Raw genomic sequence first — 13,381 nt, forward strand, 5'->3', positions numbered from 1 at the left:
CTCGGGGCCGGCCGCCAGCTAGTGCGCGTGCGTGGCGCGCTCGGCTTCGCTGTCGTGGTGGTCCTGGCTGACACCTCGCGCCGGCAGTGCGTCGGCCGCCAGCGCGAGGAAGAGCGCAAGGAGCAGCCACAGCGCCACGTCGCTCAACAGGTAGAGGTTCTTGCGAAAGCGCTTGGTGCGGCGGATCACGGCGCGCCTCCCGGGGCGGCCGTGCGGGCGTCGTCGTTCAACGCAGGAAGAAGACAACGCCCCATGCAGCGGACCGCATCCACCGCGAGGGCCGCGTCGTCCAGGTCAGCCATGGGGCATGAGGTGGTACAGCTCCGGCAGAAAACCGCCGGGCGCGGTGAGGCGCGACTTGAGCCGCACGACCAGGTGCAGGTCGTCCACCAGATGAAGGTCGCCGCCGCGGTTGGTGAGCTGCAGCTTCACGGCCAGCAGGCCCTGCAGCTTGGCGCGGTGCCATTCGGCGGCGTCGGCGATCTGTGCGCGCGTCATGGCCGCGATGCCGATGCCGTGTTCCAGCTCGGCCGCGCGCAGGCAGGCCACGACGCGGTCGACGCTTTTCAGCGTGCCCTCGATCACCTCCAGGCAACGCTCGGCCAGCCGCGTGGGCTCGTCGGCGGAGTTGCCGTACACGAAGGCCTCGTAGGGACGGGGCGCGCGCGTGGAATCGCGAGGCATGGGCTGCGGGCCGGCGTTGCGGCTCAGCGCGGCAGCAGGTCCAGGCATTGGCGGCGGCGCCACACGGCGCTGCGCACGGCCTGACTGTCGTCGAACACGACCTTGTACTGGCACACGAGGTAGTTGGCCGACTGGGGCATCTGGAACTTGAAGTGGTAGTCCCACTCAGTGCCGAGCGCGCCGCGCTGCTGCTTCAGGGCCAGTCCGAGCACGGCGAGCACCTGGGCCTGGTTGAGCCCGGGCTTGATCTCGCGAAAGCGCTCGGGCCGCGACACGACGCCGTCGCGCAGAAAGGGCTCCTTGAAGTCGGGGCGGCGCGCCTCGACGTCGCGGTAGTCCAGCTTGTCGGGGTTGCTCACGGGGTCCACGGGGTTGTCGCGGGCCACCGCAGGAGCGGCGGCGCCGAGCAGCGCGGCGGCGAGCACGAAGGCGGCAGCGGCGGGGGATGCGTGCGGGGTGGTTTTCATGGCTAGCGTCCTCTTGGGTCGGATGGGTGTCGGATGGGTTTGCGGGGAGAGATGGGCGCGCGCGGGTCAGCGCTCGCGCATGGCTTCGCGCGCCTTGTTCAGCGGCTTGGTCAGGTAGTCCCACACGGTCTTGCGGCCGGTGCGGATGTCGGCGGTGGTCACCATGCCGGGCACGATGGGCATGCGGCGGCCGGCCTTGTCGGTGAGTGCGTCGGAGTCGGTGCGCACGAGCACGGGGTAGTACACGATCTCGGGCTTGACCTCGTCGCGCTGGGTGTCGGGCGCGATGGTCACCACGCGGCCCTTGAGGCCGCCGTACACGGCGTAGTCGTAGGCGGTGATCTTGATCTGCGCCTCCTGCCCGGGCCGCATGAAGGCGATGTCGCGCGGCGAGATGCGCGCCTCGACCAGCAACTGGTCGTCCAGCGGCACAAGCGTCAGCAGCGACCCGTTGGGCGGCACGACACCGCCGATGGTGGTGACCTGCAGGCTCTTGACGATGCCGCGCACGGGCGAGTTCAGGGTGAGCCGCTCGAGCGAGTCGGCGCGCCCGCGCACCACGGACGACAAAGACTTGACCTCGGCATCGGCCTTGGCCAGTTCTTCGCGGCTGCGCACCATGTAGTTGGCGCGCGCCTCGGCAATCTTCAGCTCCAGGTCGGCGGCCTGGCGTTGCAGGCGGATGAGCTCGACGTTGCTGGCCGCGCCGCTCACCTGCAGCGAGCGCGTGATGTCGAGCTCCTTGCGCACGAGCGAAAGCGCCTGGCCCAGGCCGGACACGGTGTCGCGCAGGCTGCCCTGGCGCGAGCGGAAGAGCGCGCTTTCGGAATCGACCAGTTGCGCGTAGGCCTTCAGCTCGGCGGGGAACTGCAGGCTGCCCTGCCCTTGCACCTCGGCGCGCAGGCGCACGCTGCTGGCCAGGGCGGCGCGGTAGCGCGCGGCGGTTTCTTCCACGTTCGATTCGCCGCGCGTGGGGTCGAGCTGCGCGAGCACCTGGCCCTTCTCGACGATCTGGCCTTCGTGCACGCGCAGCTCGGCCAGGATGCCGCCTTCGAGCGACTGGATGCGCTGCTCGCGCGAGCTGGGAATCACCTTGCCCATGCCGCTGGACACCTCGTCGATCTCGAAGACCCAGGCCCACACGAAGAAGGCGAGCAGAAAGAGCGCGATGAACCACACGACACGCGCGGAGCCGCTGGCGCGGGCTTCGTCGAAGTCGTCGGCGCCGCCGGGGCCCCACACGGTGGCGGTGGATACGGCCGGTGCCTGCGCGGCGGCCTGCACCTGCGCCTTGGTCAATGTCACGGCGTTCATGCCTGCCCCTCCTTGCTGCGGCCTGCGGAGGCCATCGCCTCGCGCGAGGCGACCGCGCCCTGGCGCAGCCGCGCCATCACCTGGTCGCGCGGGCCGTCGAGCACGACGGCGCCGCCGTCCACCACGAGGATGCGGTCGACCGCCTCGAGCACGGCCGGGCGGTGCGTGGCCAGCACCAGCGTGCGGCCGGCGGGCAGCGCACGCAGGTGTTCGATCACTTCGCGTTCGGCCACTTCGTCGAGCGAGGCGGTGGGCTCGTCGAGCAGCAGCACGCCGGGGCGGCGCAGCAGGAGCCGCGCGAGCAGCAGGCTCTGGCGCTGTCCGCCCGAGAGGCCGCGCCCGCCTTCGAGCAGCGGATGGTCCAGCCCGGTGGGCAGGCGGCGCACGAAGGCCCAGGCACCGGTGGCCTGCAGGGCCGCCACCAGTTCGGCGTCGGTGGCGTGGGGCGTGCCCATCTGCAGGTTTTCGCGCAAGGTGCCGTGGAACAGGCCCGCGTCCTGTGCGAGCAGGCCGACGTCGCGGCGCACGTCGGCGGGGTCGATGTGGGCCATCGACACGCCGTCGAGCAGCACGCTGCCCGCGCGCGGCTCGATGAGGCCCGACAGCGCCTGCAGCAGCGTCGACTTGCCCGCGCCATTGCGCCCGAGCACGGCAATGCGTTCGCCGGCGCCGATGTGCAGCGCCTTCACGTGCAGCGCGGTGGTCTGGCCGTCGTGGCTGAAGACGGCGTCGCGCAGCGTGTAGTCGCCCTGCACGGCGGGCCGGTGCACGCGGGTCTCATTCGGCGGATGGTCGACCGGAAGCTTCATGAGCTGGTCGAGCGCCTCGCCGGCCACCTTGGCCTGCTGCCAGCGGTTGAGCACCTGCGTCACGCCGGCCAGCGGCGCGAGCATGCGGGTCGACAAAATCGATGCGGCCACGAGCACGCCGGTGCTCATGTGGCCGTCCATCACGAGCGGCGCGCCGAAGAACACGACGAAGGCGAAGGCGGCGCCCTGCACGGTCTGCGTCCAGTTGCTCAGGGTGTTGAGCAGCGCGCGCAGTTGCAGGCCCGAGTCGGCGTTGACGGCGTTGTAGTGGTTCCACTGGTTCTGGAAGCGCGGCTCGGCCTGCAGGCCCTTGATGTCGTCGATGCCCTGCACCGCCTCGACCAGCATGGCGTTGCGCAGCGATGACTCGCGCATGCCCGTCTGGGCCAGCGCACGCAGGCGCGGCTGCGCCAGCAGGCTGGGCACGATCAGCAGCACGCACGCGGCCAGCGGCACCAGCACGAGCCAGCCGGCAATGAACCAGAACAGCACGCAGAACACGAAGAAGAACGGCAGGTCGGCCACGGCCGCCACGGTGGTCGACGTGAGCATTTCGCGCACGGGCTCCAGCTCGCGCAGCTGCGAGATGAAGGTGCCGGTGGCGCGCGGACGTGCCGAGCCGCGCACGCGCAGCGCGTGGCCGAACACGCGGTCCGAAATGCGCAGGTCGGCGCGCTTGCCCACCACGTCGGTGATGCGCATGCGCGCGCCGCGCATGACCCAGCTGAACGCGATCGACAGCAGCACGCCGCCGAACAGCACATGCAGCGTGGGCAGCGACTGCGCGGGCACGACGCGGTCGTACACCTGCATGGAGAACAGCGTGCCGGCCAGCGCCATGAGGTTGTAGGCCAGCGACGCGACGAGGATGTGCGCGTAGGGCCGCCAGTCGGCCAGCACGATCTGGCGCAGCCAGTGCGGCTCCACCGGGCGGATGTAGGCGTCGACGCGCGAGTCGGGTGCCGATTGCGCGGGCCGCAGCACGGCCATGGCTTCGAGGGCGGGTTGCAGCTCGTCCACGGTGCAGACGGTTTCCGCGCCCTGGTCGCCACCGAGCATCACGCGCAGGCCCTGCGCCGAGATGGCGGTGACCACGGCCACCTGCCCGTCGCGCAGCTGCAGCACCACGGGCAGGCGCCAGGGGCTCAGGGCGTCCAGGCGCGGCGCGACCTGGCGCACGGTGAGCCCGGCCTGGCGGGCCATCTGGCGCACGCGCTCGCCGATGTCTTCATGGTCGCTCCACGCGGCGGCGCCGCGGATGCGCTCGCGCGAGGTGTCGAGGTGGTAGTGGGCGGCCACGGCGAGCACCGCATCGACCCAGCCGGCGAGCAGCTCGGGGCCGCGCGCGGCGGACAGTTCGGGCACGGTGGTGGCGGTCATGGCTGGCCTCCGGCGACGAGCTCGCCCGCATCGACCAGCCCGAAGGCCTCGCGCAGGCGGCCCGACTGGTACAGGCACTCGACCGCGAGCCGCTGCACTTCGTGCGCGCTCTCGGCTTGCTCGAAGCGCGCGCCGTGGAACTCCTGCTCGGCATTGAGCAGGTCGAGCAACGAGCGCGTGCCCAGTTGCAGGTACTGCTCGCGGTACAGGTCGCGCGTGCGCTGCGTGCTGTGCACGCGCGCGGCGAGCACGGGCAGGCGCAGCGCGTGGCCTTGCGACTGCACGCGCGCGTCTTCGAGGCGCTGGCGCACGCTGAGTTCTGCATAGCCCAGCGCGGCCTCGGCCGCCTCGACGGCGTGCGCGGCGGCGCGTTGGCGGGCCTGGCTGCGCCCGCCTTCGTACAGCGGCGCGGTGAAGTTGACGGTGAACGTGCTTTCGTTGGCGGACTGGCCGGCGGGCCGCGCGCCCGATTCGAGCCCCCGGTTGACGGCGGCGTTGAGCGACAGCGTGGGCAGCAGCTGCGCATCGGCACCGCGCAGCGCGGCCTGCGCCATGTCGCGCTCGGCCTGTGCCATCTGCACGGCCGGCGCGGGCAAGGCCGTCTGCGGCAGCGCGGCGCAGGCGCTCGCAAGCGGCGCGGGCGCTTCGCCGGCGATGCCGGCCGGCGCGCGGCCCTGGGTCAGGTGCATGAGGTTCAGGCGCCAGCGCTCGGCCTGCGACACGGTGTTGAGTTGCTGGGCGCGCGCGGCCTCCAGGCGCGACTGCGCCTGTGCCACATCGGACTGGCTGGTGGCGCCCTTGGCCTGGCGCTCGCCCACGAGGCCTGCCAGCGACTGCACGCCCTTCACCTGGGCCTGCGCGATCTCGCCCAGCGCCTGCTGGCGATGCACTTCGATCCATGCCTGCGCGGTGTCGCGCACCACGTCGTCGACCGCCACGAGCAGCTTGGCGCGCGCGGCGGTGGCCGAGGCTTCGGCTTCGCTCACGGCACTCGACACCTTGCCGAAGTCGTACAGCAGCTGGGTCACCGACAGCGAGGCCTGGTGCACCTGGCGGCGACCGTCGGCCTGGAGCTGGCGGTTGCCCGTGCGCGCACTGAGGCCGGCGCTGACCTGCGGGTAGTAGCCCGAGCGCGCGGCCGCAATGCCCTCGCCCGCCTGCAGCGCCTGGCCGACGGCGTTGCGCACGGTCGGGTGCGAGGTGGCGGCCAGGCGCACGGCCTCGGCCATGCCCAGCGGGGCGGCGGTGCTCGCTTGCGCAAGCGCCGCCGATCCGGCGAACAGGAAGAAAAGGCCCGCGGCAGCAGACGAAAGATGACGGGAAGCAAGCATGCGTGAAGACGTGCAGACCACCAGGTGCCGACGCCGCAAGCGGCGCCGGCACGCCGGTCGGTCAGTGGTGAAGCGCGAGGCCCATGTGGAGCTCGTCGTCGAGCGAAGGCGCCACGGGCGGTGCGTAGGCCGCGAGCGAATCGGCGGACGACGCCAGCGACAGCACCGTAGGAGACGCCTGCGTGCCACCGAAGGCCGGCGGGAACGCGGCCTGCAGCAGCGCATGCAGCGACTCCGCGGCGCCGAAGCCCTGCAGCATGTCGGACAGCTGCAGCCCGCCCCACGCCGGGCCGTCGCCGAAGGGGAAATGCGGCGCATCGTGCGGTTGCTGTTGCTGCTCGATCGACACCGTCACTTCATCGACGCCGGCCAGGCCCAGCGAGTCTGCCGAGGTGAAGAGCGCTGCCGCCCCCGCTGCAGGCGTGTAGTTGACGTGCAGCGTCTGCGTGGCCACGTTGCTCGCATCGCCGTCGCGGTCGACCACCTGGTAGCTGAGGGTCTCGTCGTAGTTGTGCGAGGAGGTGGTGCGCGGTGCCACCTGGTAGCTGAACTCGCCCGTGTCGAAGTCCACCACCAGCTTGCCGCCCTTGTCGGTGGCGATGGTGACCTGGTGCGTCGCCTGGTTGTAGCTGTAGTCGCTGCTGGTGGCCGGGCCGCTCTTCGCCATCTCGCCCGTTACGCTGTCGAAGGTGTAGGTGGTGCCGTCGATGGTCAGCGTGGACACATGGCCGCCGTCGGCGCCGAAGCCCGACGAGCCACCGAGGCCGCCGGTCAGCAGGTTGCTGACCGTGGGCGGCACGCTGATCGTGCCTTGCAGCATGTCGTTCAGCTGGCTCGTGTCGGTGACGATCTTGCCGTTGGTGTTCGTGCCGGTGTTGCCGTTGTAGGCGATGGGGTCGATGATGCCCTGCGCCGCGGGCAAGAGGTCGGACCCGAGACCCAGTGCGAACGAGTTGATCTTGTTGTTGGTGAGGAAGGTCTTCCAGATCGCTTCTTCCGCCGCCTGGATACCGTAGTCGGCTGAACCGCTGCTGCTGCTGTTCGACAACTGCCCTGTGTCGCCATCGCCCCGCGTCGGCTCGCCGTCCGTGAGGAAGTAAGACACGTTCTGGGCCCCCTGCAGCTTGCCTCCGGCCGAGAAACCGCTCATCGCCGTAGCCAGGGCCGCGTCGTAGTTGGTGCTACCCCCGTGCTGCAGGGTCTGCACCAACGCCTTGGCCTCGGCCGCCGTCATCCAGGCCTGCTGCGCCTGCCCGGTCGTGCTGAAGGTGACAAGCTGCACCCGGACTTCGCCGTACAGGTCGTAGCCGTCGATCAGGTTCTGGACGGCCGCCTTCGCACGGGAGAGCCGCGTTGGCGTTTCCTCGTTCATGCTCCCGGAAAGGTCCAGGATCACCATCAGGTTCGTGTTGATCGGCGCCACGTCGACGGACTGCTCGCCGTTCACGAGCACCGGCGCATCGTCCTTGACGGGCACGTTGAAGCCCACCGGCGCGCCGCTGAGCTGGCCATCGCTCACCACGGCCTCGAAGTGCAGGTTCGACAAGCCCTCGCCGTTGCCCGCCGGGTGGTCGATCGGCGCCTTCAGCGTGACGGTGTAGCCCGCCTCGAACTGCCCCGCGCCCGTGGCGGTGACATTGCCCACCGCCACGGTCATCACCTGGGTGGTGACGCCGCCGACGGTGACGCTGCCCGTGAGCGTGTGCGTGCCCGCGTCCCAGGTCCACGACACCGGCTGGCCGCCGGAGGTGACGCCGGCCGGGCCGCTGAGCGACACCGACAGGTCGCCCGCCAGGCTGTCGGGGTCCGCGATGGAGATCTTGCCGGTCGATTGCACCGGCGGCTCGCCCGCCGCCGGAATGCCGCCGGGCAGGCTGCCTTCGGAGACGATGCCGGCGTCGGTCGCCGTAGCCGTCGGCGGGTCGTTCACCGGGTTGACGGTCACGGTCACCGTGCTGGTGGTCGTGCCGCCGTGGCCGTCGTTCACCGTGACGGTGAAGCTGTCGGTGCCGTTGAAGTTGGCGTTGGGAACGTAGGTGTAGGTGCCGTTGGGGTTCACCGTCACCGTGCCGTGCGACGGGTTGCTGCCCTTGGTGTAGGTCAGCGTGTCGCCGTCGACGTCGCTGCCGATGACCTGGCCGCTGACCGGCGTGTCTTCGTCCGTGGTCTTGGTGTAGTCGGGAGCCTCTGGGGCCTCGTTGACGTTCTGCTCGTTGAGCGTGACGGGGATGTTCGTCGTGACGGTGCCGTCGCTCGCACCGACCACCAGCGAGTGCGCGTTGGCGCCCGCTTCGTAGTCGTTGACGAAGGCTGCAGCGCCTGCCGGCGTGAGGCTGATCTCGCCCGTGAGCGGATCGATGGCGAAGTAGCCCTGGTCGTTGCCCGAGAGGATGCTGTAGGTGACGGTTGCGCTGTCGATGTCGGTGGCGCGGACTGTGCCGAGCACGGTGCCCGCAGTGCGGTTCTCGTCGTAGCCGAAGACGTAGCCGGTGGCGCTGTCGACCGGCGTGCCGCCGCCGTCGACGAACACCGGGGCGTCGTTGACGGGGTTGATGGTCACGTTCACCGTGCTGGTGGTCGTGCCGCCGTGACCGTCGCTCACCGTCACCGTGAAGCTGTCGGTGCCGTTGAAGTTCGCGCCGGGGACGTAGGTGTACGTGCCATCGGGATTGACCGTGACCGTGCCGTGCGACGGATCGCTGCCCTTGGCGTACGTCAGCGCGTCGCCGTCGACGTCGCTGCCGACCACTTGACCGCTGACGGGCGTGTCTTCGTCCGTCGTCGTCGTGTAGTTGGGCACCGTCGGTGCGTCGTTGATGTTCTGCTCGTTGAGCGTGACGGGGATGGTGGTCGTGGCCGTGCCATCGGTCGCGCCGATCACCAGCGCGTGCGCGTTGGCGCCTGCTTCGAAGTCGTTGACGAAGGCCGCAGCGCCTGCCGGCGTGAGGTTGATCGCGCCGGTGACCGGGTCGATGGCGAAGTAGCCCTGGTCGTTGCCCGAGAGGATGCTGTAGGTGACGTTCGCGCTGTCGATGTCGGTGGCGTGGACCGTGCCGAGCACGGTGCCCGCGGGGCGGTTTTCGTCGTAGCCGAAGACGTAGCCAGTGGCCGTGTCGACCGGCGTGCCGCCGCCGTCGACGAACACGGGGGCGTCGTTGACGGGGTCGATCGTCACGGTGACGGTGCTGGTGGTGGTGCCGCCATGGCCGTCGCTCACGGTGACGGTGAACGTGTCGGTGCCGTTGAAGTTGGCGTTCGGGGTGTAGGTATAGGTGCCGTCCGCGTTGACCGTGACCGTGCCGTTCGCGGGGTCGCTGCCCTTCACGTAGGTCAGCGTGTCGCCATCGACGTCACTGCCGACGACCTGGCCGCTGACGGGTGTGTCTTCGTCCGTCGTTTGGGCGTAGTTGGGCACCGTCGGTGCGTCGTTCACCGGGTCGATCGTGACCGTCACAGTGCTGGTGGTCGTTCCACCGTGACCGTCGCTCACCGTGACGGTGAACGTGTCGGTGCCGTTGAAGTTGGCATTCGGGGTGTAGATGTAGGTGCCGTCGGTGTTGACGGTGACCGTGCCGTTCGCGGGGTCGCTGCCCTTCACGTAGGTCAGCGTGTCGCCGTCGACGTCGCTGCCAACGACCTGCCCGCTGACGGGCGTGTCTTCGTCCGTGGTCTGGGTGTAGTTGGGCACCGTCGGCGCGTCGCTCACCGGGTCGATCGTGACCGTCACGGTGCTGGTGGTCGTGCCGCCATGGCCATCGCTCACAGTGACGGTGAAGCTGTCGGTACCGTTGAAGTTCGCGCCGGGAACGTAGGTGTACGTGCCGTCGGGATTGACCGTGACGGCGCCGTGCGCTGGATCGCTGCCCTTCGTGTAGGTCAACGTATCGCCGTCGACGTCGCTGCCGACGACCTGGCCGCTGACAGGCGTGTCTTCGTTCGTGGTCTCGGTGTAGTTGGGCGCGGTCGGTGCGTCGTTGACCGGGTTGATGGTCACGTTCACGGTGCTGGTGGTCGTGCCACCGTGGCCATCGCTCACCGTGACCGTGAAGCTGTCGGTGCCGTTGAAATTGGCGCCAGGGACGTAGGTGTAGGTGCCATCGGCGTTGACGGTCACCGTGCCGTGCGTGGGATCGCTGCCCTTCGTGTAGGTCAACGTGTCGCCATCGACGTCGCTGCCGACGACCTGGCCGTTGACCGGCGTGTCTTCGTTCGTGGTCTCGGTGTAGTTGGGCGCTGTCGGTGCGTCGTTGACCGGGTTGACGGTCACGTTCACCGTGCTGGTGGTCGTGCCACCGTGACCGTCGCTCACCGTGACCGTGAAGCTGTCAGCGCCGTTGAAGTTCGCGCCGGGGACGTAGGTGTAGGTGCCATCGGCGTTGACGGTCACCGTGCCGTGTGCCGGATCGCTGCCCTTGGTGTAGGTCAGCGTGTCGCCGTCGACGTCAGTGCCCGTCACCTTGCCGTTGACCGGTGTGTCTTCGTTCGTGGTCTGGGTGTAGTTGGGTGCCGTGGGTGCGTCGTTGACCGGGTCGATCGTCACGGTAACGGTGCTGGTCGTCGTGCCGCCGTGGCCGTCGCTGACCGTGACGGTGAAGCTGTCGGTGCCGTTGAAGTTGGCGTTCGGGGTGTAGGTATAGGTGCCGTCCGCGTTGACCGTGACCGTGCCGTTCGCGGGGTCGCTGCCCTTCACGTAGGTCAGCGTGTCGCCATCGACGTCGCTGCCAACCACTTGACCGCTGACGGGTGTGTCTTCGTCCGTGGTCTGAGCGTAGTTAGGCACCGTGGGGGCGTCGTTCACCGGGTCGACGGTGACCGTGATGGTGCTGGTCGTCGTGCCACCGTTGCCGTCGCTCACCGTCACCGTGAAGCTGTCGGTACCGTTGAAATTGGCTCCAGGGACGTAGGTGTAGGTGCCGTCGGGATTGACCGTGATGGTGCCGTGCGCTGGATCGCTGCCCTTGGTATAGGTCAGCGCGTCGCCATCGACGTCGCTGCCGACGACCTGGCCGCTGACAGGCGTGTCTTCGTTCGTGGTCTCGGTGTAGTTGGGCGCCGTCGGTGCGTCGTTGACCGGGTTGATGGTCACGTTGACGGTGCTGATGGTGGTGCCACCGTGGCCATCGCTCACCGTGACGGTGAAGCTGTCCGTGCCGTGGAAGTTGGCACCCGGGGTGTAGGTGTAGGTGCCGTCCGCGTTGACCGTGACGGTGCCATGTGCAGGGTCGCTGCCCTTCACGTACGTGAGCGTGTCGCCGTCCACGTCACTACCAACAACCTTGCCGCTGACCGGCGTGTCTTCGTTCGTGGTCTCGGTGTAGTTCGGCGCCGTCGGCGCATCGTTCACCGGATCGACCGTCACCGTCACCGTGCTCGTCGTCGTACCGCCATGGCCATCGCTCACCGTCACTGTGAAGCTGTCCGTCCCATGGAAGTCCGGGTTCGGCGTGTACGTGTACGTGCCGTCCGGGTTGACCGTGACCGTGCCATGCGCCGGGTCGCTGCCCTTCGTGTAGGTCAGCGTGTCGCCGCTGTCGATGTCGCTGCCGGTCACGCGGCCGCTCACGGGCGTGTCTTCGGTCGTGGTCTCGGTGTAGTCGGGCGCGGTGGGCGCGTCGTTCACGGGCGAGACGGTCACGGGCACCGTGACGGTGGTGGTGCCGCCCTTGCCGTCGCTGACGGTCACCTCGAAGCTGTCGGGCCCTTCATAGCCGGGCTTGGGCGTGTAGACGAACTGGCCCGTGGTCGGATCGACGGTGACGGTGCCGTGCTCGGGGCCCTTGGCGACGGTGTAGTTCAGCGCGTCGCGGTCCGGGTCGGTCGCGTGCACTTGCCCGCTAACGGGCTTGTCCTGATCGGTGACGACAGGGTCGGCCTTGCCTTCGGGGCCACGGTTCTGCGCGGGAAGCAACGGCGGGATGAAGGCCGGGCCACCACCGCCGCCGCCACCACCGCTCGCGGCGGCACCGACGCCCAGCACGCCGAGCGCGCCCAGCAGCCAGCCCGGCACGCCGTCGGGCAGCAAGGCGCCGCCGGCGTCGTTCCATTCGATCTCGGTGAAGTGGAAGTCTTTCCAGGGCGCGGTGTACTGGCCCCACCACTGCACGCCGGCGCCGTCTTCGAGCACGAGGTCGTTGCGGCCGGCGTCGGGGTACTCGGCGAAGAAGCCGCGCACGGCGACTTCCTGGCCGTCGCGCAGCACGAGCACGAGGTCGTCGCCGCGGCGCTCGAACTTGAGCACGCTCTCGGGCGCGATCTTCAGCGTGACGATCGACGGGCGATCCAGAACCAGAGGGGCTTCCGCCGTCGCTTTGCGGGATGACGCGCCACCAGACTTGTAAACAGCTTCCATGATTGGTCTTTCTCCTTGACTCCGGACCTCGGGCGAGCCCTCGCTTTCAGCGAACAGCCCGGGTCGCACGTTGGGAAATCTCGAAGGCCGTGGGTGGCTCTCGAGGACTCGCCGGCGCGACCCGGTGTGCGGGTCACGCAGGCTTGCGCTTGCATGGGGCGGGATTCTTGGTTCGGGGGGGTGTCCGGACTTTTGCCGGAGAGGCCGTGGCGTTTGCCGTGGCGTACAACTGTTCACAAACGTGTGTGAATGTCGAATACTTCACACGATTGGCGAAAGAAAATCAGCAATTCGCAAGTTGGGAAAGCACGCGCTGGCGGTCTTTTGGCTTACGGGCTTTTGCCGGAGCGTCCAATTCTTTTGATGGACGGAATCGGCCCGGCTATTTCCTGCAATACCGAACGGGCCCTGTCCAGCCCCCCGTTTTCCCTCTGACAGACCCCCTCGCCGCGGCACCTTTTTTAAGGCCTCGGGCGGCAATGGCGGGCGGATCGATCAGGAATGAAGACCGGTCATTGGATGAATTTGCATTTCTTGTGACAATGATTACCAAATTAATTTCTTGGTTACATTGTTTCGGCCACAGGGCGTTCAACGCGGTGCCGGCGCCCCCTCTTTCCATGTCCTATTGGTCACCTCCGGAGCCCCGGAGAGCTCATCTGCTGGTTGTCGACGACAACGTTGACGAACTCAAGCTCTTGCTGGAAACGCTGCGGGGCACCGGCTACCGCATCACGCTCGCCTTCGACGCGATGGAGGGCTACCGGCGGGCGACGACGCTGCAGATGGACCTGGTGCTGCTGGACGTGCGCCTGGGCGGCACCGACGGGTTTGCCGCCTGTCGCCTGCTGAAGGCCGACCCGGCCACGGCGGACATTCCGGTGATCTTCGTGACCTCGTCGGCCAGCCTGGAAGAGCGCCTGACAGGCCTGCGGGCCGGCGCGGTCGACTACATCGTGAAGCCCTTCGACCCGGCCGAGGTGATGGCCCGCGTCGAGATTCACCTGGCGCTGGCGGAATCCCGCAGGGCGCGCACCGCCCCTGCCC

Annotated in this window: 8 protein-coding genes; 1 reads left to right on the top strand and 7 read right to left on the bottom strand. The window is 68.9% G+C overall.

Going from position 1 to position 13,381, the window contains the following annotated elements:
* Positions 1 to 18: 18 nt before the first annotated feature.
* From AC07YS_RS17035 to AC07YS_RS17065, 7 genes are all read right to left on the bottom strand, one after another.
* Positions 19 to 189 (bottom strand): hypothetical protein, encoded by a 171-nt coding sequence (locus tag AC07YS_RS17035; RefSeq protein WP_495267612.1) that lies wholly within the window; start codon positions 187 to 189, stop codon positions 19 to 21.
* Between the two features lie 105 nt (positions 190 to 294).
* On the bottom strand, positions 295 to 684 hold the full coding sequence (locus AC07YS_RS17040; RefSeq protein ID WP_369646371.1) for a hypothetical protein: 390 nt from the start codon (positions 682 to 684) through the stop codon (positions 295 to 297).
* Positions 685 to 707: 23 nt separating this feature from the next.
* Positions 708 to 1,151, bottom strand: coding sequence for an outer membrane protein assembly factor BamE domain-containing protein (gene bamE / locus AC07YS_RS17045; RefSeq protein WP_495267613.1), 444 nt, complete (start codon positions 1,149 to 1,151; stop codon positions 708 to 710).
* 66 nt (positions 1,152 to 1,217) lie between these two features.
* A complete protein-coding gene (locus AC07YS_RS17050; protein WP_390342608.1) occupies positions 1,218 to 2,465 on the bottom strand; it encodes a beta-barrel domain-containing protein in 1,248 nt (415 codons plus the stop codon).
* Positions 2,462 to 4,654 (bottom strand): type I secretion system permease/ATPase, encoded by a 2,193-nt coding sequence (locus AC07YS_RS17055; protein ID WP_495267614.1) that lies wholly within the window; start codon positions 4,652 to 4,654, stop codon positions 2,462 to 2,464. Before AC07YS_RS17055 ends, AC07YS_RS17050 begins: the two co-directional genes overlap by 4 nt.
* Complete coding sequence (locus AC07YS_RS17060) at positions 4,651 to 5,985, bottom strand: TolC family outer membrane protein (protein ID WP_495267615.1); 1,335 nt, start codon at positions 5,983 to 5,985, stop codon at positions 4,651 to 4,653. Before AC07YS_RS17060 ends, AC07YS_RS17055 begins: the two co-directional genes overlap by 4 nt.
* Positions 5,986 to 6,046: 61 nt before the next feature.
* On the bottom strand, positions 6,047 to 12,334 hold the full coding sequence (locus tag AC07YS_RS17065) for a tandem-95 repeat protein (protein WP_495267616.1): 6,288 nt from the start codon (positions 12,332 to 12,334) through the stop codon (positions 6,047 to 6,049).
* A gap of 620 nt (positions 12,335 to 12,954) precedes the next feature.
* Between AC07YS_RS17065 and AC07YS_RS17070 the strand changes: the two genes are divergently transcribed.
* On the top strand, positions 12,955 to 13,381 hold a 427-nt coding region (locus AC07YS_RS17070), incomplete at its 3' end, for a response regulator (protein WP_492742477.1).

Source organism: Variovorax sp. GW458-11-26-14-LB1 (assembly GCF_059423965.1).

Bases quoted from the DNA above. Each gene is read 5' to 3' on its own strand.
- AC07YS_RS17040 (WP_369646371.1), bottom strand. From the start codon at position 684: ATGCCTCGCGATTCCACGCGCGCGCCCCGTCCCTACGAGGCCTTCGTG.
- bamE (WP_495267613.1), bottom strand. From the start codon at position 1,151: ATGAAAACCACCCCGCACGCATCCCCCGCCGCTGCCGCCTTCGTGCTC.
- AC07YS_RS17050 (WP_390342608.1), bottom strand. From the start codon at position 2,465: ATGAACGCCGTGACATTGACCAAGGCGCAGGTGCAGGCCGCCGCGCAG.
- AC07YS_RS17055 (WP_495267614.1), bottom strand. From the start codon at position 4,654: ATGACCGCCACCACCGTGCCCGAACTGTCCGCCGCGCGCGGCCCCGAG.
- AC07YS_RS17060 (WP_495267615.1), bottom strand. From the start codon at position 5,985: ATGCTTGCTTCCCGTCATCTTTCGTCTGCTGCCGCGGGCCTTTTCTTC.
- AC07YS_RS17065 (WP_495267616.1), bottom strand. From the start codon at position 12,334: ATGGAAGCTGTTTACAAGTCTGGTGGCGCGTCATCCCGCAAAGCGACG.